Consider the following 24,192-nt stretch of genomic DNA (forward strand, 5'->3'; position numbering starts at 1 on the left):
CATCCGCCTGTGCGGCAAGCCACGGACGTGAGCACCGACGTCGACAAACTCTTCTCGATGCTGGGCCTCCCCCACTGGGTGACGCTGCCCGTGGTGATCCTCATCGTGCTGGGTGCCGTGGTCGCGGGCACCAACATCCTGTGGCGAGAACTTCCCGGCGCCCGGAGGTGGCTCGCCCGCCGTCGACAGGGCCAGCGGCGAGTCGACACGCGTGGCCGGTTCGCAGGCTACCTCGAATCCCAGATGCGGCGGACCGACGCCAGGGCGGACTGGCGCGACGACCGGTTCGCCGAACTCGAAGCAGACGTCGAGGTGCGCAGGCCGCAGGGGATCCGGCGCCATTCGCGTGGAACCGAGATCCGCAGGGTGTCCGCCCTGTCCACCACGCTCGAAACCTCGGTGGACAAGGTCGTTGCGCTTGAAGGCGAACCCGGTTCGGGCAAGACCGTCGTGCTGCGGCACTTGGCCGCGAAACTCGCCTCGCGGGTGTACCGCCGACCATCCGAGACCGAGCCACTCCCGCTCTACGTCAACCTCGAGGAGTTCACAGCCCTGGGAGAGGTGAACACCGAGGACCTCCGCGCCTTCGTGCTCGGCGCCGTGAACAGGGGCCGGGACCGCGAGGTCGACCGGTACCTCGAAGAAGAGTTCGACCGGGGGCTCGCTGCGGGTACCTGGCTGTTCTTGTTCGACTCGCTGGACGGGATCCCGGCGATCCGCAGCGCGACCGAGCCCGCCGCCGAGATCGAGAAGTACACCCAGGTGATCCACGACTTCCTCCACGGCGCGAACCGGTGCCGTGGGATCGTGGCGAGCCGCGAGTTCCCGGGGGCACCTCGTGTGCACGACTGGCCCAGATTCCGCGTCCTGGCCCTGTCGCGGGACCGACAGGTGAACCTGGTCCGCAGGGCCGGGTTGAAGCAGGACGAGGAGCACGGCCTGATCGACAATGTCCGGAACGCTCCTGCCGAGATCCAGGCCATGGTGGGAAACCCGCTGTTCCTGGGGCTGCTGTGCGACCAGAGCCGCTCGGGTGGGTTGTTCCCGGCGAACACGCACGCGGCGGTCGACAGCTACGTGCGAATGCGGGTCATCCGGGATGCCCTGCGTGTCTCGAAGGTCTTCGCAGTGGAAACGGACTTGCTGCTGGCGGTAGTCGACCAGTTGGTGCTCCGGAACACCGGCCAGGTGACTCCGGGACGCGGGCACGCTGAACCGTTGCGCCGGAAGGGGTTGGCTGCCGCCGTGGACGCGTTGGAGCGCGTGAGGCAGGGGTCGGAGGAGGTCACTGGCCGCCACGGGCCGGGCTGGGTGATCGCCGAGGCCTTGGTGGCCAACGGCCGCTGGCGGGACACAGCGGTGACCATCCTGCAGAGCCAAGGGGACCCGGACAAGCTGGCGGTGTACCAGGCGCTGTGGCTGCTCTGCGGAACTCCACGCCAGCGACCGGAGCTCACCCCTCCGGCACTGCTGGATGAGATCGCGGATCCACTGGGACGCTAAGCGGTGATCTGGGCCGCTGCTCTGTCGTGGGCCGCTTGATCGGCGTCGATCTGAGAAAGGCCCATGTGGATGGAGCCGAGGATCGGCGGCTGGGTGGCCACGATCAGGCGGGCGTGGGGGGCGCGAGCGGCATAGCCCGACTCGATCGCCGACATGAGAGTGCGGGCGCCGCTAGTGAGGACTCCCCCACCTAGAACCACTTCCACAGCCGTATCCAGCAACTCCAGGCGGGTCAGGATGGAGTGGCCGAGCAGGATGATCTCTTCGGCCAGGCGGGCGGTGATGGTGCGGGCGGTGGGGTCGGTCGAGGAGAGCAGGGCGGGGGTGAGTTCGCCGAGGCGGTGGCGGGGGAGGGTGCCGCGGTGGATGGCCAGGGCTACCTCAGTGGCCGACGGCGCCGAGAAGTGCTCGCGGACGAGGGAGACGAGTTCGGTGGGGGCGCCGCGGCCGTCTTCGGAGCGGACGGCGTGCCAGAGGACTTCTTCGCCCAGGTGGCCGCCGCCGCCCCAGTCGCCGGTGAGGCGGCCTAGGGCGGGGAAGCGGGCGACTCGGCCGTCGGGGGCTATGCCTGCCGCGTTGACGCCCGCGCCGCAGACGACGGCTATGCCCCAGGGGGTGGTGGTTCCGGCTCGCAGCAAGGCGAAGGTGTCGTTGCCGACCTCGACGGAGGTGGCGATACCTCGGCGGAGGAACTCGTCGCGGAGGGCGGTTTCCTCTTCGGGGAGGTCAGCGCCCGCGAGGTAGGCGGCCACGTGGTCGGCGTGGGGCAACGAGGGGCCGAGCAGCGCCGCGGCGGTGCGGACGACGACGTCGACGGCGGCAGCGATGCCGACCGAGTGCGGTTCGAAGCCCGGGCCCCGACCCCGGGCCAGGACCGTGCCGTCCGCTCGCACCAGTGCGATGTCGGTCTTGCTGTTGCCGCCGTCGACCGCGAGAACCGTCTTCATGGCGCCCAGGGCAGGTGTGGCCGGTTGACCTCGACGAGGCGCTCGGCCAGCTTCTCCGCGACCGACGCCTGGCCGATCAGCGGGTGCGCCAGCAGGGCCTCGGCCACCAGGTCCACTCCCCCGGTCACCGCCGCCCGCACGGCCAGCGACTCGTACGCCGACACGTGCCCGATCAGCCCGGCCAGCAGCGGCGACACCGGCGCGATCGGCCAGGTCTGCGCGCCCGCGCTGGTCACCGTCGCGGGCACCTCGATCACCGCGTTGTCCGGCAGGAACGGCAGGGTCCCGTTGTTGCGCACGTTGACCACGTGCACGTCACCGCCCTCGCCGAACAGCGACGCGAGCAGGGCGACCGCGGCCTCGGAGTAGAACGCGCCGCCGCGGCTGCCGAGCAGGTCCGGCTTGGTGTCGACGGTGGGGTCGGCGTAGAGGGCGAGCAGCTTGTCCTCGACCTCGGCGACCGCGCTGGCCCGCGACGGGGTCACCCGCTGCTCGGCCACCACGGCGTCGTGCTCGTAGAAGTAGCGCAGGTAGTACGACGGCACGATCCCCAGCTTGCGCAGCACGTGCTCGGGCAGGCCGACCTGCTTGGCGATCACCTCGCCGTGCTGGTCGAGCAGCCGGGGCAGCACGTCCTCGCCGCGCAGGTACACCGAGCGGACCCAGGTGAGGTGGTTGAGCCCGACGTGGTCGAGCGCCACCCGCGCCGGGTCGACGTCCAGCAGGGCGGCGAAGCGGCGCTGGAACCCGATCGCCACGTTGCACAGGCCGATGGCCCGGTGCCCCGCGTCGAGCAGGGCCCGAGTCACGATGCCCACCGGGTTGGTGAAGTCCACGATCCACGCCCGCGGCGCGACCGAGGCGATCCGCTCGGCCGCGTCGAGCACCACCGGCACGGTGCGCAGCGCCATCGCGAGCCCGCCCGCGCCGACGGTCTCCTGACCGACGCAGCCGCACTCCAGCGGCACGGTCTCGTCCTGGTGGCGCATCGCCTGGCCGCCGACGCGCAACTGCAGCAGCACCGCGTCGGCGCCGGCCACGCCCGGTTCGAGCTCGGTGCTGGTGGTGACCCGCGCCGGGTGCCCGGCGCGGGCCAGGATCCGCGCGGACACCCCGGCCACCAGCGCCAACCGGTGGGTGTCCGGGTCGACCAGCGACAGCTCGGTGACCGGTAACTCGGTGTGCAGCCGGGCGATGCCGTCCACCAGTTCCGGGGTGTAGGTCGAGCCGCCGCCGACGACAGCGAGTTTCACTTGAGGGCTCCCGAGGTGAGGCCTGCTTGGATCTGCCGCTGGAAGATCAGGTAGACCGCCAGCGCCGGGATGATGGTCATGGTCAGCGCGGCGAACAGGCTCGGCCAGTCGGCCTGGTAGCCGGCGTTGGTGGAGATGTTGGCGATGCCCTGGGTGAGCACCCACTTGTCCTCGACGTTGCCCGAGAGCAGCACGATCGGCAGCAGGTACTGGTTCCACTGGCCGATCACGTTGAAGATGGTGATGCTGATCAGGCCCGGCTTGGCCATCGGCACCATGATCTGGAAGAACGTCCTGGTGTGCGAGGCGCCGTCGATCAGCGCCGCTTCCGCGATCTGCGAGGGCAGGGTGCGGAAGAACGCGGTCAGGAAGAACACGGTGAACGGCAGCGAGTAGGCGATGTAGACCAGGATCAGCCCGGTGTGGGTGTCGAGCAGGCCCAGGTTGCGCACCACGAAGAACAGCGGCACCAGCGCCAGGAACACCGGGAACACCATGCCCGAGACGAACATGACGTAGAGGAACCGGTTGCCGCGGAAGGAGAACCGGGCCAGCACGTAGGCCGCCATCGAGCCGAGCAGCATCGTCCCCGCGGTGGACAGCGCCACGACCACGACGCTGTTGAGCAGGTACTGCCCGATGTTGGCCTTCTCCCAGGCGCGCCCCCACGAACCCCAGTGCATGGAGCTGGGCAGGCCGAGCGGCTCGCTGAAGATCTCGGTGTTCGTCTTGAAGGAGGCCAGGAACGTCCACAGGATCGGCAGGATGACCGTCGCCGCCCAGATGGCCAGCGCGATGTGCGAGAGTCCACCCAGGACACCGTTGCCCCGCTTGCCCGGGCGCCGCACCTCGCCCGCGCCCCCGCGTTCGACCGGCCGGTCGACGGTGAGGTTGCTCATCAGAACTCGATCCGTTCCCGCCGGGTCACCCGCAGGGTGAGCACGGCGAAGGTGAGGCTCAGCACGAACAGCGCGACACCCATGGCCGAGGCGTAGCCGAACTTGGAGTAGGTGAACGCGGTGCGCCAGATCTCCAGCGGCAGCACCGTGGTCGACTGGTCCGGTCCGCCCCGGTCGACCGACAGGGTCGCCACGAGCGCGAACCCGTCGAACGCGGCGATCCCCAGGTACACCCACGCCACCTGCACGGTGTCCCACAGCAGCGGCAGGGTGATCTGGAAGAACATCCTGGCCCGGCCGCAGCCGTCGATCTCGGCGGCCTCGATGACCTCCTTGGGGATGTTGGCCATGCCCGCGGCGAAGAGCACCACGTAGAAGCCGACCGCCTGCCACACCAGGACCGCGATCAGCGACCACAGCGCCAGGTTCGGCTTGGTGAGCCACCCGATCGGCTCGACGCCGACCAGGTCGAGCAGGCCGTTGAGCACACCGCCCTGGTCGGGCCGGTACACCGCCTGGAACAGCACGCCGATCACCGCGACCGCGAGGACCTGCGGGAAGAAGAACACCGCTTGGTAGAACTTCGACCCGCGCACGCCCTTGGTCCCCGCGCCCATGTTGAGCAGGAACGCGAAGAACAGCGCGATCGCCAGCGTCGCCAGCGGCAGCACGAGCAGCAGCACCACGTGGTGACCGACCGCGGTCCAGAAGGTCGGGTCGCTCAGCAGCTTGGTGAAGTTGTCGAAGCCGGAGAAGCGCGGGCTGGCCGAGACCCCGCGCCAGTCGGTGAACGCGAGGTAGAACGCTTGCAGGTAGGGCGCGATGACGAAGACGACGTAGATGATGACCGGCAGCGCCAGGAAGCCGATGACGAACCTGGCGCTGCCGCGGGGCATCTTCATGAAGTGCGGTTCTGCTTGGTGATGGAGGAGTCTGCCTTGACCGCGTCGGCCTTGGCCTGGACGTCCTTGCAGAACTGGTCGGCGGTGATGCGGCCGAACATCAGCGCGTTGGTCTTGGAGCGCAGCTCGGTCTCGAACTCCTTGTACCAGTCCTCGAACAGGTTGTAGGTGATGATGTTGTCGCCTGCCTTGTTCAACGCGTCGTTGGAGCTCTGGGCGCCGGGCGAGAGCTTGAGGCCATCAGCGGCACCCTTGACGACGGTGATGTTGCCGGTCTTCTCGGTGAAGCCGCGCGCGCCGTCCTTGGAAAGCATGATGCGCAGGTACTCCAGGCCACCGGCGGAGTTCTTGGCCTTGGACGGCACGATGTAGGACTCGCCCGCTGCGGCGCGCACGGCGCCGAAGGGCAGCTTGTCCGAGGAGGTGACGCTCGGGGTGGGCGCCAGCGCGTACTGGAACGCCGCCGGGGTCTGCTCCTTCTGCTCGTTCTCCAGCCAGGAGCCCGACGGGTAGAAGCCGATCTTGCCCTGGTTCTGCGCGGTCTGCACCTCGGTGTGGGTCAGGCCCTCGTTGGCCGGGTCGAGGTACTTCTTGCCGATCGAGGCCCACGCCTCGGCCGCTTTGCGGACCGGGTCGGAGGTCCAGACACCCTCCTTGAGGTTGTCCATGTCGATGAGGACCTGGTTGCCGCCGATCTGCGCGGCGGAGATGGCGATCATCCAGTACTGGTAGTACGAGGCGTTCTTGCCCGCGTAGGCGTAGGGCTGCAGGCCCGCGGCCTTGATCTTGCCGAGCAGGGCGTCGAACTCGGCGAAGTCCTTCGCCGGTTCCCAGCCCTTCGCCTTGAACAGCGCCGAGTCGTACCAGAGGCCGTACACGGTGTAGATGTACTTCAGCAGGTACGGCTTGTCACCGATGAGGCCCGCCTCGACGACGCCGGGCAGCAGGGTGTCGCGCACGGTGCCGGTGCCGCCGATGGCCGGGGCGGCGAACAGCGGGGACAGGTCGAGCAACTGGCCCTCGCTCTGCAGCGCGCCGTTGTCCATCATGTCCGAGCCCGCGTTGGAGATCATGTCGGGCACGTTGCCGCCCGCGAAGCGCGGCTGCAGCGTCTGGGCGATCTGCTGGGTGGGGACGTGCTTGATCTCGGCCTGGGGGAAGGCCTTCTTGTAGAGCGGCTCGTGCACGTCGGTGGCGTAGGCGTCACCGAGGCCGCCCTTGAAGATCACGATCTCCAGCGGGGCGTTGGCCACCACGCCGAACGGGTTGGTGTTGGACTTCTCGCCGGTCGAGCCACCGGTGCTGGGCTGGTCGGAGGAACCGAACGCGCACGCGGAGAGCGGGCCGGCCGCGAGCGCGGCCATGCCGATGCCCTTGAGCACCGACCGACGACTGGGGTTCTGCGGAAGCGCAGCGGACATATGCGCAAACTCCTTCGACCGTCACGCGACCGGTTCGCGGGGCTCGCTCATAGTCGAGGCGGCGTCCCGCGCCGGGCAATCGGACAGATGGGTGATGTGGTCTAGACCATACTCCGCCGATATAGCCCTTGGCCAGCACCAACGTTGAACGTGATCATGCTGTTTTGTAGCGGACCGAACACCCAGAACAACCCCTTGACGCGAGCTCTCTTGAGGGCCAAAGTGACGCGTTTCAGAGTTCGGCGGAACCCGGGTCCGGTGGCGGCGGCGATAAGTGCCTTCGGTAGAACGTCGTCGGCCGGAGTTCTCCCGCGGGATTCAGCGCGTGACCGGGGACAACCCCCATCTCCAGCCAGCCAGCCGAGCGGTAGAGGTGCTCGGCGGGGCTGTCGGACTCGGTGTCGAGCAGCAGCAGGGTCAGACCGCGCTCGGCCGCGCCGCGCTCGGCGCACGCCAGCAACGACCGCCCGATCCCGCGGCCGCGGGCCTCGCTGTGCACGAGCAGCTTGGCCAACTCGGCGCGGTGGGGACCGTTCTCGTAGCCGGACAGCCGCAGCTGCACGGTGCCGATGACGCGGTCGTCGGCACGGGCGACCCAGAGCAGGACCCGGCCCTCGGCCAGGCCGGATTCCAGGCCGAGCCACCACTTGCGGGCCGCCTCGCGCTCCAGCGGGTGCAGGAACCCCACCGACGCTCCCCCGGCGACGGCGTCGACGAGCAGGTCGGCGAGGTCGTCGACGATGCCGGGGAGGTCGGCGGCAGCCATCACTTCCATGGCGGCATCCTCTACACCGGACACGGCGCGCACAACAGTTCGCCGATCCATAACACTGGAGTGCGATGAGGCGGTCAGCGGTGGTGGCGGCGGTATCCGCAGGTGGCGTGCTGGGCGCGCTCGCCCGCTACGGCGCGGCGGTCGCCTGGCCGACGCCGTGGACGATCCTGGCGGTCAACGCCGCGGGGTGCCTGGCGATGGGCGCCCTGATGGTGGTGGTCATCGAGGTCCGCACCGCGCACCCGCTCATCCGACCATTCCTCGGCACGGGCGTTCTGGGCGGTTTCACCACATTCTCCACCTATTGTGCGGATTTCCAGCGGATGCTCGCAGACAGTCCCGTGGCGGCATTCGGCTACCTCATCGGCACCCTCCTGGCAGCCCTTATAGCTGTCTCGGCGGGTACGGCGATCACGCGACGGGTGGTTGCCCAGCGATGAACGAGGTATTTCAAGTCGCCCTTGGTGCGGCCGTCGGAGCCCCATTGCGCTATTTGGTCGACCGGGCCATCACGCGACCGTCCGGCTTTCCCTGGGGAACGCTGGTGGTGAACGTCGTGGGCAGCCTGGTGCTCGGGGTGGTGATCGGCGTGGGCCACTGGCAGGCCGCCCTGGGGACGGGGTTCTGCGGCGCGCTGACGACGTACTCGACGTTCTCCTACGAGACCCTGGCCCTCGCCGAGGGGGGCGAACGGGGACGCGCGCTGGGCAACGTGGTGGTGTCGGTGATCGCCGGACTCGGGGCATTCTGGGGTGGCCTGGCCGGTGCGCACGCCCTCACCGGCTGACCCCCGGCTCGAGGAGACCGATGAAGATCTACGCCGAGCGCCCCCAGCGCCTGCTCCGCCAGGTGCTCGCCGACGTCGCGGCGGTGGTCGTGGTCGCGCTGGCGGTGTGGTTCGCGCTGACGGCGCGCGAGACCCTCCTGGCGCTGCGGCTGCCCGGCGACCGGCTGATGGACGCCGGGACGGCGCTGCAGGGGACGTTCAACACGGCGGCGGACAAGGCCGACGGGATCCCGCTGGTGGGCGACTCGGTGGCCGAGGCGCTGCGCGGCGGGGCAGGCGCGGGGGCGCGGATCACCGATGCGGGGTGGCGGCAGGTCCAGGCGGTGGAGACCCTGGCGTTCTGGTCGACCGTGCTGCTGGTCCTGGTGCCGATCGCGGTGCTGCTGGTCGCGTGGCTGACCCCGCGGCTGCGCTACGCCAGGCAGGCGAGCGGGGCGGTGCGGCTGCGCGCGCTGGGCGAGGCGGGTCAGGACGTGCTCGCGGCGCGGGCGTTGACCACGCAGCCGTTCACCCGCTTGGCGGTGGCGGGACCGGTCGCGCGGGGCTGGCGCTCCGGTGACCCGGAGGCGCTGCGCGCGCTGGCCGGGCTGGAGTTGCGCAGGCTGGGGCTGCGCGAGGGGTGAGCCCGGATCCGCTCGCGGGTCCAGCAGGGCACCGGGAGGTCCGGGAGGTATCGAAGGGAGGCACGAGCCCCTCCGGTCGGCGCTATCGAGGCGGGCCCGCACCGTGGTTTGGTGCAGTGACCTGGTCGTTCGCGCGGGGAGGTCCACATGGGTCGGGGTGGGGCGATCGCTCTGGCGGCGCTGCTGTGGGCGACGGTGGTCGTGCCCGCGGCGGTGGCCGCCCCGGTCCCCAGCGGGGTCCCGGTCACCGTCGCCGGTCAGGGGGCGGGGCGACTGGCGGTCGGGGAGGTCGTGGACATCGCGCCGGGGGTGCGCCCGCGGGATCGCGAGCTGGCGCGGACAGCACCGCGACCGGACCTGACCGGGGAGCGGTTCTACTTCGTCATGCCCGACCGGTTCGCCAACGGTGATCCGCGCAACGACCGGGGCGGGTCGGCGGAGACCGATCGGCTCAAGACGGGGTACGACCCGACCGACAAGGGCTTCTACCACGGGGGCGATCTGGCGGGGTTGCGGTCGAAGCTGGACTACCTGCGCGGGATGGGGATCACCGCGATCTGGATGACCCCGATGTTCGCCAACAAGTGGGTGCAGGGCAGCGGCGCGGACGTCTCCGCCGCCTACCACGGGTACTGGACGACGGACTTCACCCGGCTGGACCCGCACTTCGGGTCGACGGCGGACATGCGCGCGGTCATCGCGGACGCGCACCGGCTGGGGATGAAGGTGTTCTTCGACATCGTCGCCAACCACACCGCGGACGTGATCTCCTACGCCGAGGGCGGCAACCAGTACCGCGGCACGAGCGCCTACCCCTACCGCGACGCGCAAGGCGCAGTTGTCGACATCAAGGCCCACGCGGGTAAGCCCGACTTCCCGCGGATCACCTCATTCCCGTACACGCCCGTGGTGACGGACCCGACGGCGAAGACGCCCGCTTGGCTGAACGATCCCGCGTTCTACCACAACCGGGGCGACTCCACCTTCGCCGGTGAGTCCACTGAGTACGGTGACTTCTCCGGCCTGGACGACCTGATGACGGAGCACCCCAGGGTCGTGCGGGGGATGACGGACATCTTCACGAACTGGATCGACGTGCTCGGCATCGACGGGTACCGGGTCGACACGGTCAAGCACGTGAACATGGAGTTCTGGCAGGCACTGGCGCCGAAGGTGAAGGCCTACGCGAAGGCGCACGGCAAGCCGGACTTCTTCGTGTTCGGCGAGGTGTACAGCGATGACGCGGCGCTCACCTCGACCTACACGACCACCGGCACCATGCAGGCCACCCTCGACTTCCCGTTCCAGGCGGGCGCGGCGGACTTCCTGGCCGGTCGCGGCGCCACCCACCTCGCGGACGTCCTGCTCGCCGACGACCGTTACACCGACGCCGATTCAAACGCCGCGTCGTTGCCCACCTTCCTCGGCAACCACGACATGGGGCGGATGGCGTGGCTACTGCGGGACCGGCGGCCGGGGATCAGCGACGAGGAACTGCTGGCGCGCCTGCGGTTGGGCAACACCTTGATGTACCTGTGGCGCGGGAACCCGGTGGTGTACTACGGGGATGAGCAGGGGTTCGCCGGTCGTGGCGGCGACAAGTTGGCGCGGCAGGACATGTTCGCCAGCCGCACACCGGAGTTCGTGGCCGAGACGTTCGTGGGCGCGGGTCGCACCGGTGGGCAGGACAATTTCAACCGGTCGCACCCGCTCTACCGCCAGCTCGCTTCGCTCGCGTCCTTTGTGGATGGCGACGAGGTGTGGGCGGACGGCGCGCAGACGCGGCGGTTCGCCCAGGGCGATGTGTTGGCGTTCAGCAGGGTGTCGGCACGGGAGCGGCGCGAGCACGTGGTCGTCGCCAATGCCGGGTCGACACCGACCACAGTGGACATTCCGGTGTCGTCCGCGTCGTACCGGGTCGAATTCCCCGCGCGCGGGGAGCACCTCCGGGCCGAGGCCGGGAAGGTGCGGGTGACCGTGCCAGCGCTGTCGGTGTTGGCATTGCGGGCGAGCGACCGGCTGCGGGACGGCCCGGTCGCACCGACGCTGGTTGCCCCGGCGGCGGGCACGGTGCTCGACGAGCGCGTCGAGTTGCGGGCAGAGGGGATCTCGGCGCCGTTCGCGCAGGCCACGTTCGCGGCGCGGGTCAAGGGAACACGGGGGTGGACGGTGCTGGGAACCGACGACGCGGCGCCGTACCGGGTGTTCGCCGACGTGGCCGCGCTGCCAGGGGCACGGGAGGGGGCGGAGGTGGAGTTCCGGGTGGTCGCGCGGGACGGGTCAGGACCGCTGGGCGCCGATGGTGCCGCGGTGAGCTTGGTGGCGGCGCCGCCGGACCCGGTGGGCCCCGCTTGGCTGGTCGTGCACTACAACCGGCCCGCGGGCGACTACGCAGGCTGGGGCCTGCACGTCTGGGGCGACGTCGAGTCACCGACGGCGTGGGACCGTCCGCTGCCGTTCGCCGGTGAGACCCACTACGGCCGGTTCGCGTGGTTCCGACTGCTGCCGGGAGCCCGGCAAGTCGGCGTGATCGTGCACCAAGGAGACCTCAAGGACGGCGGCGATCGCCTGATCACCCCCACCAACCAGATCTGGCTGCGCCAGGGCTCGGATACGCAGTACCTGTCCGACCTGGCGGCGACGGGGTCGGTGACCGTGCACTACAACCGCCCCTCCGGCGACTACAGCGGCGTCGCGGTGCGGGTCGCGGGCCACCCGGACATCCCCCTGACCGGCCGCGACGCCTTCGGCGCCGTCGCGACCGCGCCCGCGTCGGACACCATCGAGATCGTCGCCAACAACACCGTCCTCCGCCGCGTGCAACCCCGCACATCCGCCGTGTGGCTGCGCGAAGACAACCCCCGCGACTTCACCTCCTTGGCGGCAGCGGAGAACCGCGCGGTCATCCACTACCACCGCCCAACAGGCGACTACCCCGGCTGGACGCTCTACCACTGGACCGGCTCACAACACCCCAGCCCCGACTGGTCCGCCTCCAGTCCCCCGACCGGCCAAGACGCCTTCGGCGCACTGTGGTCGATCCCGCTGACAACGGACACGGGCGGCCTGAGCCATATCATCCACCAAGGCGACACCAAAGACCCCGGCGCCGACCAGTACCTCGACGTGAACACCACCGGCCACGAGGTCTGGTTCACCTCAGGCTCAACCCACCCAGACGGCTCCGCCTCGTACGTGCTGCCACCCACGTAAAGAGCGGGTGTGGGGATCACCCGGAACGGGTACCTCCCGAACGCAACCGATCGGAGGAGCCCCACTGGTGGAGACGGATCCCCACACCCTCGACATCACGCGCCTGGTCGACGGCGGCCTAGCGCTGAGCGGGGACCTGGACTACGCCACAGCCCCCGAACTAACAGCAATGGTGGCGGCGCTGGACCTGGGGCAGGGAGCCGTACTGACCTTGGACTTGGGGCGACTGGTCTTCTGCGATTCCAGCGGACTGTCCGCATTGCTAGCAGCCTACCGACGGGCACTAAGCGTCGGCGGGCGCTTGTCGGTAAGTGCAATCGACCCGAACGTAGCTCGAATGCTGGCAATCACCGGGTTGGAACACCTGTTTCGCCCTTGAGGTTCCGGTGCCAACCCAACCCCCACCAGGTCCGCCTCAGCCCACCTACCCAGCGCCTGGACACTCGAACCTGCGGTGCCAACTGCCCTTCCGTCAGGTCCGCCTCAGCCCACCTGATCACCCCGCGCTCCTCGGAGTCGCTGGTGCCAGGCCGGCTCGATGGGGCGGACTTGTTTTGCGTGGGGGGACAACACCCGTAGCGTTTCCACGCGGCAGGGCCTGCTTTTGGGCCCCTGCTTTGCGGTTCTGCGTCGGGTGTTGTAGGGGCCCCACGCAAAACAAGTTCGCCCCATCGAGCAGCACGCATTGCCGCGGATCGGGCCCGATGTTGCCGCCAGGCAACGAGGCGTCCGATCCGGCACGCCGAGCTCGCCGCCAGGCGACGAGGCGGTGATCCGGACCCCGAGGTTGCCGCCAGGCAACGAGGCCGACGGGCCCGGGTCGCCGAGGTCGCCGCCGACCACTAAACCGACGCGTGCACCCGCCCCCGCAACGGCGCCAGCGCCTCACTCCACGACACCACCTGATCCAGCAACGTCGTCACCGCGGGCAAGTTGTACTCCCCCGGCTTGAACACACTGAAGTTCTCGAACTCCGTGATCAACGACAACGCCACCTGCTGCCGCACATCCGCCATCTGCAACTCACCCGCGATCAACCGCAGGTGCTCCACCGCCCGGGCCCCACCCACCGACCCATAAGACACGAACCCGATCGCCTTGTTGTTCCACTCCGCGTACAGATAGTCGATCGCGTTCTTCAGCACCCCCGACGTGCTGTGGTTGTACTCGGGCGTCACCACCACGAACCCGTCGAACGAGGCGATCTTGGCCGCCCACTCCTTGGTGTGCTCGTTCTCGTACTGCCCCATCGACGGCGGGGTTGGTTCGTCCAGGTGCGGCAGCGGGTAGTCGCGCAGGTCGACGAGTTCGTACTCGGCGTCGGTGCGGCGGGCCGCGATGTCGTGCACCCACCTGGCCACCTGCTCACCGTTGCGGTTGGGCCGGGTGCTGCCGAGGATGATGCCGATCCGGGTCACCGTGTGCTCCCTCCTGAGACCGTCCACTTCGGTCCCAGGCTACGACGGGCACCGCGGCCGGGCGACTCAGCCGAACAGCCGCTCCCCCCAGAAGGAGCCCTCCGCCACGCCGGGCGGGCACGCGAAGTGACCGGATCCGGTGTGCTCCAGGTACTCCATCATCCGGTCGCGTGAGGACAGTGCCCGCTGCATCGGGACGAACTGCGTGCGCGAGTCCCGGTTGAAGCACACGAAGAACAGACCCGCGTCCAAGTGCCCGAACCCGTCCGACCCGTCGGTGAAGTTGTAGCCGCGGCGCAGGATCTTGGCCCCGCCGAGGTTCTCCGCGGCCAGCCGGACGTGCGAGTCCTCGGCGACCAGCGCCACCCCGCCCGCGCCGCGCACGTTCGGGTCGACCGGGTCGAACTCGTCGCGCTGGCCCAGCGGCGCGCCGCTGCCCTTGGCCCGGCCGACGATGTCCTCCTGCTCGGCCAGCGAGGTGCGGTCCCAGATCTCGATGTGCATCCGGATCCGCCGCGCCACCAGGTAGGTCCCGCCGAGCATCCACTCCGGACCGTCGGTCACCCACACGTGCTCGGCCAGCGCCGCCGGGTCCTCCGCTTTGAGGTTGTTCGTGCCGTCCTTGAACCCGAACAGGTTGCGCGGGGTGGCCTGGCTGGTCGAGGTCGACGACGTCCGGCCGAACCCCAGCTGCGACCAGCGCACCGCGACCTTGCCGAACCCGATCCGGGCCAGGTTGCGGATGGCGTGCACCGCCACCTGCGGGTCGTTGGCGCACGCCTGCACGCAGATGTCCCCGCCGCCGCGCCGGGGGTCCAGGTCGTCGCGGGGGAACCGGGGCAGGTCGATGAGCGCCTCCGGCCTGCGCGCGGCCAGCCCGAAGCGGTCGTCGAACAGCGTCGGGCCGAACCCGATGGTCAGCGTCAGCGCCGAGGCGGCCAGGTCGAGCGCCTCGCCGGTGTCGGCCGGTGGCGCCTCCGGGTGCCCGCCGACCGCGCCGCCCTCGGTCGCCTCCTGACCGGCGGTCATCCGCTCCGCGGCCGCGGTCCACGCCCGCAGCAGCGCCACCAGCTCGGCCCGGTCCTTGGTGGTCACGTCGAAGGCCACGAAGTGCATCCGGTCCTGCGCCGGGGTCACGATCCCGGCCTGGTGCTGACCGCGGAACGGCACCACCGACACCGGCCCCGCGGGCTGCCCGCCCGGCTCCCCGGTCGCGAGCACGCCTGCGGCAGCGCCCAGCCCGGCGACCGCGACACCCGCGCCCGCCAGGCCGAACAACCCGCGCCGGGACACACTCACTTCTGCGCCACGACCTCGGCGACCTTGCTGATCGGCTCACCGAGGGCGTCCACCGCCTCGGCGAACGCCTTGACCTCGGCCTCGGTCAGGTCGGTGTAGAGCTTGTAGCCCTCGCCGGTGTGCTGCTTGTCCAGCAGGTCGGTGACCACCTTGAACCGCTGCTCCAGCGTCTTGGCCAGCTCCGGGTCGCGCTCGTTGACGACCTCGCGCAGCGCGTTCACCGCGGCCGCCGAGCCCTCCACGTTCGCCCGGAAGTCCCACAGGTCGGTGTGCGAGAAGATGTCCTCCTCGCCGGTGATCTTGCCGGTGGCGACCTCGTCGAGCAGCTCCTTCGCGCCGTTGGCCAGCTGCAGCGGGGTCAGCTCCACCGCCTTGGCCTTGGTCGCGATCTCGTTGACGTCGGTGGCCAGCCGCTCGGCGATGGCGCCGCTGTCGGCCTGCAGGCCGCTGACCCACAGGTCCTTCTCCAGCCGGTGGAACCCGGTGAACTCCTGCCCCGGCTCCAGGTCGGCCTCGCGCGCGTCGATGCGCGGGTCCAGGTCGCCGAAGCTCTCCGCCACCGGCTCGATGCGCTCCCAGTAGGTCCGCGCGACCGGGAACAGCGCCTTGGCCTCGTCGACCTTGCCCGCCTTCACCGCGGCCACGAACTCGCCTGTCTTGGCCACCAGCGGCTCGACCTGGGAGGTGACGTAGGTCTTGTAGCTCCTGGTCGCTTCGGCCAGCTTGGTGTTGGTGTCGACCTGCCTGGTCGCCGAGCCCTTCACGGTGAACCCGGCGCGGATGCCGTCACCGGTCATCCCCGGCCTGCACGAGGTCTGGTACTTGCCGCCGTCGGGGACCTCGACGATCAACCGCCTGGTCAGCCCGGGGGTGATGTTCTCGACCTCACCCATGATCCGGTCGCCCTCGCCGTAGAGGTAGAACTCGGTGACCCGGGTGCCCTTGTTGCTGACCTCGAAGGTGATCGTGCCCGCGTCGGCCTCCGCGCGGGTCAGCCCGCACGCGTCGTCCTTGGCCTCGACCGCGATCGGGCCGCCCGCCTGGGCGCCGGTGCCACCGCCGGTGTCGCCGCCGGAGCCGCAGGCGGTCAGGGGGAGCAGGACGGCCAGGCCGGTCAGGCAGACGCCCAGGTCCTTGAGTCTCACGGGGTGGCTCCTTGCGCGGGGACGGGGCCAGCGGCTTTGCGCGCGGGCCAGAGGAAGACGGTGAGGGTGATCGCCACGTAGGCGACCCAGGCGACGGCCTGCACCACGCTGGTGCGCGCCGAGTAGTTGAAGATCCCCTTGAGCAGCGCGCCGTACCAGGAGTCCTCGGGCACCGGTCCGGACAGGTCGAACGCGAGGGTGTTCAGGCCGGGCAGCACCCCGGCCTCCTGCAGGTCGTGCAGCCCGTAGCCGAGCACCCCGGCGGCCACGAAGACCAGCAGCACGCCGGTGTAGGTGAAGAAGCGGCTCAGGTTGATCCGCAGCGCGCCCCGGTAGAGCGCCCAGCCGAGCAGGACCGCGAGGGCGATCCCGATCAGGAAGCCGACCAGCGGCCCGCTGTTGGTGCCCGCGGACTGGGTGGTGGCGTAGAAGAAGACGGCCGTCTCCAGCCCCTCCCGGCCGACCGAGAGGAAGGCGAGGCCGACGATCGCGAGTGGACCGATGGCCAGCGCGTCGGAGAGCCGCCCGCGCAGTTCCCCGCTGATCTTGCGGGCCGCGCCGCGCATCCAGAACACCATCCCGGTGACGAACGCGACGGCGACCAGCGACATCACGCCGCCGAAGGTCTCCTGCGCCTGGAAGTCCAGCGTGCTGCTGGTGAAGGTGATCAGCGCGCCGACCGCGACCGAGAGCACCACCGCGACGCCGACGCCGAGCCACACCCAGCGGATCGCCGGGCGCCGGTCGGACTTGACCAGGTAGGCCAGCAGGATGCTCACCACCAGGGTGGCCTCCAGGCCCTCGCGCAGCCCGACCAGCGCGCTGGCGAACACGTACTCCACGGTCACCTCCCGGCCGGTTCGGTAAGCCTTACCTGGTCGAACCTAGGTAAGCCTTACTTGGCCTGTCCAGTGCGACAAGCGCGACACCACGCCGCCAACCAGGGGAAATGTCCGGATCCTCCTGCTAGACACGCTTGTAGAGGCTCGCCGGGACATAACAAATCGGTAGCCTGCCCAGGAGGGAACCCGGGGAGGGGTGCGGTGCGCGAACTGCAGGTCCACGATCCGCGACGGGTCGGTGACTACGCGCTGCTCGGCAGGCTCGGCCGGGGCGCGATGGGCACGGTCTACCTGGGGCGCTCCCCGGGCGGGCGCTACGTCGCGGTCAAGGTCGCCAGGGGCGGGTTGGCCGAGGACCCGGACTTCCGGCACCGGTTCCGCCTGGAGATCGAGATGGCCCGCGCGGTCGGCGGCTTCTGGACCGCCGCCGTGGTCGGCGCCGACCCGGACGCCGACCGGCCCTGGCTGGCCACCGAGTACGTGCCGGGTCCGACGCTGACCGAGGCCGTGCGCTCCGGTGGTCCGCTGCCCGAGCCCGCGCTGCGCGCACTGCTGGCCGGGCTCGCCGAGGCACTCGCGGCCATCCACGCTGCCGGTCTGGTGCACCGCGACCTCAAGCCGTCGAACGTGCTGCTGGCGGAGGACGGGCCGAGGGTCATCGACTTCGGTATCGCGAAGGCGGTGCGCACTACCGCGTTGACCGCGACCGGGGTGCTGTTCGGGACTCCTGGCTACCTATCGCCAGAACAGATCTCCGGTGGCGAGGTAGGGCCGCCTAGCGATGTGTTCGCTCTTGGCGCGGTCATGGTCTATGCCGCTACGGGGTCTGGGGCCTTTGGGGATGGTGAGGTTGCGGCACTGCTCTATAGGGCGGTGCACACGGTGCCGGACTTGGTCGGGGTGCCTAGTGAGCTGCGGCCGGTGGTGTCCCGGTGCCTGAACCCACGTGCTGAGGCGCGACCGACTCCGGCGGACCTGTTGGCGGAGGTGGGAGAGGCACCGACCGGCCACTGGTTACCGGCGGTGGTGCGGACGCTGGTGGAACAGCACCAAACCGAGTTCCTCAAGCCGGTGACCCCGCGCACGCCAACCCTGGTGGAGCACCCGGCCCCGCCCGCAGCCCGACCCCGCAGCGCTTCACCGCCTACCGCTCAGCCTGCTGCCGCGCGCTCTACTGTCGCCCAGTCTCCCGCTGCGCACCCGCCTGCTGCTCAGCCTCCTGTTGGGCGCCCTTCGGTCATCCCGCCTTCCGCTCCCCAGTCTGCTGCCGCGGGGGCTCCTGCCGTCCTGCCGCCCGTTCCCCGGTCTGCGGTCGGCCGGTCGCCTTCCCCCGACAAAGCCCCTGCGTCTACCCGCCGCGCAGCCTCCCCCACGGACTCCCTGCGATTGCGCACCACCCGAACCGCGCCCCTGCTCTGGACCTTGACCACAGGTGCCTGCACGATCCTGGCTCTGGCCGCTGCCGCCAAGAGCGCCCACTACGGCGTGGAAGCCTTAGCCGCCGCTATGGGCGCACTCGCGGTCCTACTGGGCCTCTCAACAATCCGGGCCCTGTTCCGAACCCTCAAGGCCCGCCCCCGCACCGTGGTCATCGCCGACATAGGCCTCTGGATCTCCTCCACCGACGGCGAACGCCTCATCCCCTGGGCCGAGATCTCCCGAGTCCAAGTACTCACCGACCGCCGCAAACCCTGGCTGATCCTCTGGCTAAAGGACCCAGCCACCGCCGACGCCGCCCTGGGCAAACGCCACTCCCGCCGCCACGGGGGTTTCCGCCTCTACCCCATCTCCCACCACCACCCCAAACCCCGCCAATCCCGAGACGTGTTGGAACTTCGTTCCTCTCTTCAACAACACGCGGGCAGTGCCTACGATCCAACTCCGTGAGCTAGCGTCCTTGGCTCGGCTGCGGCCTGATGCTGTTGTCCACAGGGCGTTGGTTGCTGCTCCCGGGTTGTCGGTGTGCGTCGGTAAGCTGTGTATTTGGGGGCTTTCGATCAGGTTGATCTTGGCGTGGGCCGTGGTTGGGAGTGCGGGGCAAGGGATTCGGGCCTCCGCCTTCGGCTGCGGTGGTCGGCCTCGTCGCCTGGCGGCGAGCTCGGCGACCCGGGATCGGACGCCTCGTTGCCTGGCGGCAACATCGGGCCCGATCCGCGACTTAACTGCGAAGCTCGATGGGGCGAACTTGTTTTGCGTGGGGCCCCTACAACACCCGTGGCAGAACCGCAAAGCAGGGGCCCAAAAGCAGGCCCTGCCGCGTGAACAACGCTACGGGTGTCGTCCCCCCACGCAAAACAAGTCCGCCCCATCGAGCCGGCCTGGCACCAGCGACTCCGACTGTCCAGGCGCTGGGTAGGTGGGCTGGGGCGGACCTGGCGGGAGCTGAGGTGGCGCCGCTGGATCCGAGGGTCCACGGGCTGAGCAGGTGGGCTGAGGCGGACCTGACGGGGGGCGAGCTGGCACCGCTGAGTCCGAGTGTCCAGGTGCTGCGTGGGTGGGTTGGGGCGCACCTGACGGGGGGCAAGGTTGGCACCGACGGGTCCGAGTGTCCAGGTGCTGGGTAGGTGGGCTGGGGCGCACCTGACGGGAGCCGGGCTGGCAGTGGGACTTGCGAGTGTCCAGGGGGGCTAGGTTTGTGGGTTGGGGCCAGTCCTGACGGAGGGCGGGATGGCACCAGCGGGGTTCGAGTGTCCGGTGGTCGGAGTAGGGAAACTGGCTTGGCGCCGAAATCTTTGGGGGGCTGGCGGTCGGCACTGCTGCGCGGGGGGTGGGGGATGCGAGCTAGGTGGCGAAGGGGTCTTTGGGGGGCACGGGTGGGGTGATGGGCTCGTTGTCGGTCAGGGGGCGGGCGGGGCCGACTAGGGCGCGGAGTTCGGCGGCGGTGACGCAGCGGGCGGGGAAGGCGGTGTTGGCGGCTCGGGCGGCGATTTGGTCTGTGGGGAGTTCTACGGCGGAGGCGGCTAGGACGATGTTGCCGAAGCGGCGGCCGCGCAGGACTGCGGGTTCGGCGAGGAGGAGGACGTTGCCGAAGACCGCGGACAGGGTGGCGACGACGCGGCTGGCGAAGGGGAAGCCGGGGCCGTCGGAGAGGTTGGCGAGGTAGACGCCGTTGGCGCGCAGGACGCGGGAGAGTTCCCTGGTGGCCTCGACGCTGAACAGGCCTGCGGACACCATGCCGCGCTCGAACGCGTCGACCACGACGACGTCGGTGGAGAGGTCTTCACGGGCGGTGGCGCCCGCTCGGCCGTCTCCCACGTGGACGGTCAACCCGGGGATCGCGTCGATGCCGAACTGGTCGCGCACCAACGCGACCATGCCCCCGTCGGCGTCGACGACCTCCTGGCGGGATCCGGGCCGGGTGGCGGAGAGGTACCTCGGCACCGTGCACGCCCCACCACCCAGGTGCAACGCGTCGACCGCCGCCCCCTCCTGCCCCCAGCAGTCCAGCACATCCGCGATCCGCCGCACGTAGTCGAACTCCAAGTGCGTCGGATCGTCAACGTCGACGTAGGACTGGGCCACGCCATCGACACTGAGCAACCACCCGTTCACCCGATCCAGGTCCCGCACCACCTCCGCGGTCCCGAACCGCACGGGAAAACGCCCCTGTCTCGGACCAGTCACCCGCACAGCACACCACGCCGCGCCCGCACGGGCTAGGCAGGGGCGGCTAGGGCACGAACGGCGTGGAAAGACCCGATCGGTAGGGCTTCCCCCGCGGGAGGCCGGTCAGGCCTTCGGCCACTCGGCGGGCGGTCGACGAGTCCTCCTGCGCGAGAATCGCTGCACGAAGCCCTGGACCGTGGGCGTTGTTGACCTCGACCAACCAGTCGAGCTCACCTTTCGGATCGAGATCCGCTATCCACAGCACACAGCTCACCACCACCGGGATATCCCAATCGGCGCATCGGGTACGCAGAACGTGTTTGGCCAGCTCCACAATCGGTACCAATTGGGCCGGATCGACGGAACCCGAAGGTGGGGCTGCGGGGAACCCTCGGAAATGAACGCCGACGGCCGCCGCTACCAGCGAGGAGAAGGCGTAGTGAGCCCAATCCTCATGGTTGGAGTAGTAGGTCATCGTGGTGAAAACCGCATTCCCGGTCCGCAACCGCAACTCCAGAGAAGGGTCGCCCATCAACCGGGCAGCAGCCAGATCAGGCGGAAGCCCTCCAGGTGTTCGATTCCGGTAGACCCGAATCAGGTGCAGTTCGAGGCCAGCGCAGACAGTGCTTATCCCAGTCGCGTCCAATCCAGCGGTCCACAGACGCACCAACGACTGCCATTGCTCCTTCGGCCCATGTGGCCATATCGTCGGCAGGTGCAGATCGCCGCCCGGCACCGCGGTACGCAACAAGACCAGGTTCGCGCTGTACGAGGCAGCGCGGCGGATGGCGTGGTAGGGCGTCGGCCGGTAGTTGTCGAGGTGGCCACTCACCCTGTGCTCGTGGTAGCAGGCCAGCAACTCTTCCAGTGCCTTGGCGACGTTCTCCCGTTCGCCAAGGGCGAGCTTGGCGAGCTTGGCAGCGGCGAAATCCAGGACCGGGCGCTGGTTGGACAGCGGTTGGTGGGACAGGAGCGCGAACAGCAGATCGTCATCGGGGCGATGCCCGGCACGTGCGCCTGCGACATCTCGAAGGACTTCCACCACTCGGTCGGCGACCAGGTACTCACCGAATGTGGCGTGCAGGAACTCGTAGGCGCGGTGTTCGACGTCGGTGCGGGCCTGCGGGGAGTGCACGAAGTAGAACTCGGCGAGCAGGCGCTTGCCGCTGGTCACCGGTTCGCCGAGCGCAGTCAGGTCCGCGGCGAGTTCCGTTTCGGCGATCCACTGCGCGCCGCGGTTGAGCATGCCGAGGGCCGCGACCGACAATCGTCGCAAAGTCGACTGGACAGCAGCGTCCAGGTTCTGGGTGGTTCGTTTCTCGGCCTCGCGGCGGGCGAATAGGGCGAACATCCGCTCGTAGAGGTCGGTCAGCGACATCTGCGCGGTCGGTTCGGGTGCCGCCCAGTCCGCGTAGTAGACCGCCAGCATCATCAGCAGCAGCGGCTGCCTGGAGAGCGTGGCCACGTTCTCCGCCAACCGAGGTGGCAGCAGGCGCACGCCGGAACGTTCGTTTACCCGGTTCCAGACCGCAGTCCACGCCTCGACCTGCTTCTCATCGAAGTCCTCCAGTTTGACGACAGGGACGCCGTGGGGAACGGCCACCCGGTCAACGACCAGGGTGCGGGAGGTGACGACCACAGCGACCGGGTGACCAAGAGCGGCTTCACGCCGTTGGAACGTCTCCACGTCGTGGAGGTAACCGGTGCGGTCGTGAGTGGTCGCCTGGAGCAACTCGTCGAGGCCGTCGAGCAGCACCACCCGGAGGCTCCCGCTCGTCTGGTCGGCGAGGTCCGGCCAACTGACCCGGCGGTGGGTGAGCAGGTCGAGCGCGGTCTGGATCTGGGTGTCCACTTGGGCGTTGGCGTCGACGTGCCGCAACGGGACACGGACGACCGTGTAGTTCGTGGCGGGGAGACTTGCCGCCAAGACCTTTGTCAGCAGCGACTTGCCTGAGCCGGGGTGGCCTAGCAGCAGCATCGGCCGTTCAATCGCGGTGCTGGTGCTGCTGAAGTGGACCGCGAACACGCGACCCAGGTCTACCCGAACCCCCTGCGTGTCCCACCACCCCTCGTCGGAGAGGGCGCAGTCCGTGCTGTGCTCCGCGATGCGGCCCCTGGGCGTCTGGACGATCTCACGCACCGTGGGGAACACGGTCGCGGCGCCCGCACGGACGAGCGGCAGGTCCAACTCGGCCGAGTTGGCATCAGCAAGGACTTTGCGCAGGTCGCGAGGTGGCGCCGAGGGGCCGTGGGCCAACATTGCGGACAAGCTGATCAAGATCGAGCCGACAGCAGCGCGTTCGGTCAGCTCAGCCCAAACACCGAACTCGGGGACCCGTCGCGCCATCTGCAGGAAGTGGGCCTGATACCTGTTCGCGACCTGGGCGCCAATGGCATTGGGGGATGCGCGGCCCGACGTGTCGACGGGAGCCGAGGCGACCATCAGCGAGGCCCAGCCACTGATGTCCGCGAGCAGCGTGGCGAAAGTCTTAGTAGCGCTCGGGGCTGGCAGTGGGTTGGTGTAGAGCAGGTTCAGCCAGTTCTTCTCATTGAGCACGCTCCCCGTCGCTAGTGCCACCTTGTCGCGGTCCGGGGTCTTGCGGTGTTCGTCCACGACCTCGAAGTAGGAGGTCATGACCAGGATGGTGTGCGCGGCGACAAGGAGGTCTTGGCGTTCGACGCCGTTCGTGTGTAGGAGCTTGTCCGACACCGCGTCTAAGCCGGTGCGGACGAGGCGGACCGCCTCGTTCTTCTGGTCGACCAGTGCCCACAAGCCTTCTATAGGCGCGATGCCGACCGAAGCCAGGATGACGCCGCCGAGGAGTGAGTCGAGGCGGTCCAGCCAGGGGCGGTCGTGGTGGCCGAGGACCTTAAGCGCGCCCTGGAACGTGATAGGCGGGTTGCGGCGCAAGAGGGGCTACTCCGCGTGGACGGTCAGGACGGTCCAGGCGCCTAGGTAGATGTGGTCGCCGGGGGTTAACGGGGTGGGGTGGTCTGGGGGGATGGGGGTGTGGATGTCGTTGACGAACGTGTGGTTGGTGGAGTGGAGGTCGACGATGGTCCAGCCCGGGGGGTTGTGGACGAGCATGGCGTGGGAGCGGCCGATGGCGCGGTCTTCCGGGGGGCCGGTGAGGTCGATGTCGGGGCGGATGCCGCGGGTGGGGTCGGCCCGGCCGATGACCAGGGACGCGCCCACCAGGTCGAAGCGGCGGGGCGGGACGAAGCGGGGGAACTCGATGCGCAGGTCGTTGGTGTGGGCCTTGGTCTCGTCGTAGTACGCGCGGTCGGCGGCGACGGAGATGGACCACTGGGTCTCGACCGGCGGTGGCGGTTGCCTGCGCTGTTGCTCGGCCGGGAGGTGCGAGTCGTAGCCGCAGACCTCGCAGAAACGGCCGGTCTGGGCTGGGTGGCCGTTCGGGCAGTCCCAGGTGGTGGCCGGGTCCGGGGTGGGCGGTGGGGCGGCAGGCGGGGCGGGGGTGGCGGCGCCTATAGGGCGGCCGCACACGTCGCACTCGGCGGGGTCGGTCGACTCATGGCCTTTGGGGCACCGGGGCATGGC

General features: G+C 69.5%; 19 protein-coding genes and 1 pseudogene. 7 read left to right on the forward strand and 13 right to left on the reverse strand.

Annotated features, from left to right (window positions below; translation table 11 throughout):
• Positions 1-9 precede the first annotated feature (9 nt).
• Positions 10-1,503: an NACHT domain-containing protein gene (locus tag LV75_RS07370; protein ID WP_253886031.1), complete on the forward strand. Its 1,494-nt coding sequence runs from the start codon at positions 10-12 to the stop codon at positions 1,501-1,503.
• Here LV75_RS07370 and LV75_RS07375 read toward each other — a convergent pair.
• From LV75_RS07375 to LV75_RS07400, 6 genes are all read right to left on the reverse strand, one after another.
• The gene (locus LV75_RS07375; RefSeq protein WP_253886032.1) at positions 1,500-2,450 is read right to left on the reverse strand and encodes an N-acetylglucosamine kinase; all 951 of its coding nucleotides are present in this window, start codon (positions 2,448-2,450) and stop codon (positions 1,500-1,502) included. The two genes, LV75_RS07370 and LV75_RS07375, sit on opposite strands and share 4 nt — an antisense overlap.
• Entirely contained in the window at positions 2,447-3,703 is a 1,257-nt protein-coding gene (locus LV75_RS07380; protein ID WP_253886033.1) for a 6-phospho-beta-glucosidase, read from the reverse strand. The genes LV75_RS07375 and LV75_RS07380 overlap by 4 nt, the downstream gene beginning before the upstream one ends.
• Positions 3,700-4,602: a carbohydrate ABC transporter permease gene (locus LV75_RS07385; protein ID WP_253886034.1), complete on the reverse strand. Its 903-nt coding sequence runs from the start codon at positions 4,600-4,602 to the stop codon at positions 3,700-3,702. The genes LV75_RS07380 and LV75_RS07385 overlap by 4 nt, the downstream gene beginning before the upstream one ends.
• Positions 4,602-5,504, reverse strand: a complete 903-nt coding sequence (locus LV75_RS07390) for a carbohydrate ABC transporter permease (RefSeq protein WP_253886035.1) — start codon at positions 5,502-5,504, stop codon at positions 4,602-4,604. The genes LV75_RS07385 and LV75_RS07390 overlap by 1 nt, the downstream gene beginning before the upstream one ends.
• Positions 5,501-6,925 carry an N-acetylglucosamine/diacetylchitobiose ABC transporter substrate-binding protein gene (ngcE, locus tag LV75_RS07395; RefSeq protein WP_253886036.1) on the reverse strand — a complete coding sequence of 475 codons (1,425 nt, stop codon included), beginning with the start codon at positions 6,923-6,925 and terminating at the stop codon, positions 5,501-5,503. The genes LV75_RS07390 and ngcE overlap by 4 nt, the downstream gene beginning before the upstream one ends.
• 232 nt (positions 6,926-7,157) lie before the next feature.
• Entirely contained in the window at positions 7,158-7,700 is a 543-nt protein-coding gene (locus LV75_RS07400) for a GNAT family N-acetyltransferase (protein WP_253886037.1), read from the reverse strand.
• 65 nt (positions 7,701-7,765) lie between these two features.
• Here LV75_RS07400 and LV75_RS07405 point away from each other — a divergent pair, with 65 nt between their 5' ends.
• The 5 genes from LV75_RS07405 to LV75_RS07425 all read left to right on the forward strand — a co-directional run bounded on the left by LV75_RS07405 (position 7,766) and on the right by LV75_RS07425 (position 12,702).
• Positions 7,766-8,140: a fluoride efflux transporter FluC gene (locus tag LV75_RS07405; RefSeq protein ID WP_253886038.1), complete on the forward strand. Its 375-nt coding sequence runs from the start codon at positions 7,766-7,768 to the stop codon at positions 8,138-8,140.
• Positions 8,137-8,487: a fluoride efflux transporter FluC gene (locus tag LV75_RS07410; RefSeq protein WP_253886039.1), complete on the forward strand. Its 351-nt coding sequence runs from the start codon at positions 8,137-8,139 to the stop codon at positions 8,485-8,487. Before LV75_RS07405 ends, LV75_RS07410 begins: the two co-directional genes overlap by 4 nt.
• Before the next feature lie 20 nt (positions 8,488-8,507).
• Positions 8,508-9,110, forward strand: coding sequence for a hypothetical protein (locus LV75_RS07415; protein WP_253886040.1), 603 nt, complete (start codon positions 8,508-8,510; stop codon positions 9,108-9,110).
• A 147-nt stretch (positions 9,111-9,257) separates the two neighbouring features.
• The gene (locus tag LV75_RS07420; protein WP_253886041.1) at positions 9,258-12,323 is read left to right on the forward strand and encodes an alpha-amylase family glycosyl hydrolase; all 3,066 of its coding nucleotides are present in this window, start codon (positions 9,258-9,260) and stop codon (positions 12,321-12,323) included.
• Between the two features lie 67 nt (positions 12,324-12,390).
• Positions 12,391-12,702 carry an STAS domain-containing protein gene (locus tag LV75_RS07425; protein ID WP_253886042.1) on the forward strand — a complete coding sequence of 104 codons (312 nt, stop codon included), beginning with the start codon at positions 12,391-12,393 and terminating at the stop codon, positions 12,700-12,702.
• A gap of 463 nt (positions 12,703-13,165) precedes the next feature.
• On the opposite strand, the gene LV75_RS07430 is transcribed toward LV75_RS07425, so the two are convergent.
• From LV75_RS07430 to efeU, 4 genes are all read right to left on the reverse strand, one after another.
• Positions 13,166-13,741, reverse strand: coding sequence for an NADPH-dependent FMN reductase (locus LV75_RS07430; RefSeq protein ID WP_253886043.1), 576 nt, complete (start codon positions 13,739-13,741; stop codon positions 13,166-13,168).
• A gap of 66 nt (positions 13,742-13,807) precedes the next feature.
• Positions 13,808-15,040, reverse strand: a complete 1,233-nt coding sequence (efeB, locus tag LV75_RS07435) for an iron uptake transporter deferrochelatase/peroxidase subunit (protein ID WP_253886044.1) — start codon at positions 15,038-15,040, stop codon at positions 13,808-13,810.
• Positions 15,037-16,185, reverse strand: a complete 1,149-nt coding sequence (efeO, locus tag LV75_RS07440) for an iron uptake system protein EfeO (RefSeq protein WP_253886045.1) — start codon at positions 16,183-16,185, stop codon at positions 15,037-15,039. Before efeO ends, efeB begins: the two co-directional genes overlap by 4 nt.
• Positions 16,182-17,033, reverse strand: coding sequence for an iron uptake transporter permease EfeU (gene efeU / locus LV75_RS07445; protein WP_253886046.1), 852 nt, complete (start codon positions 17,031-17,033; stop codon positions 16,182-16,184). Before efeU ends, efeO begins: the two co-directional genes overlap by 4 nt.
• 195 nt (positions 17,034-17,228) lie before the next feature.
• Between efeU and LV75_RS07450 the strand changes: the two genes are divergently transcribed.
• Complete coding sequence (locus LV75_RS07450; RefSeq protein WP_253886047.1) at positions 17,229-18,914, forward strand: serine/threonine-protein kinase; 1,686 nt, start codon at positions 17,229-17,231, stop codon at positions 18,912-18,914.
• Positions 18,915-19,808: 894 nt separating this feature from the next.
• Here the strand turns inward: LV75_RS07450 and LV75_RS07455 are convergent.
• From LV75_RS07455 to LV75_RS07465, 3 genes and pseudogenes are all read right to left on the reverse strand, one after another.
• The gene (locus tag LV75_RS07455) at positions 19,809-20,621 is read right to left on the reverse strand and encodes a spermidine synthase (protein ID WP_253886048.1); all 813 of its coding nucleotides are present in this window, start codon (positions 20,619-20,621) and stop codon (positions 19,809-19,811) included.
• A gap of 2,323 nt (positions 20,622-22,944) precedes the next feature.
• A pseudogene (locus LV75_RS35830) lies at positions 22,945-23,544 on the reverse strand (NACHT N-terminal helical domain 7-containing protein); the annotation flags it as partial.
• A 6-nt stretch (positions 23,545-23,550) separates the two neighbouring features.
• Positions 23,551-24,189 carry an FHA domain-containing protein gene (locus LV75_RS07465; RefSeq protein WP_253886050.1) on the reverse strand — a complete coding sequence of 213 codons (639 nt, stop codon included), beginning with the start codon at positions 24,187-24,189 and terminating at the stop codon, positions 23,551-23,553.
• Positions 24,190-24,192 lie beyond the last annotated feature (3 nt).

This window comes from Actinokineospora diospyrosa (assembly GCF_024171925.1).
In the GTDB taxonomy this organism is placed as follows: Bacteria; Actinomycetota; Actinomycetes; order Mycobacteriales; family Pseudonocardiaceae; genus Actinokineospora; species Actinokineospora diospyrosa.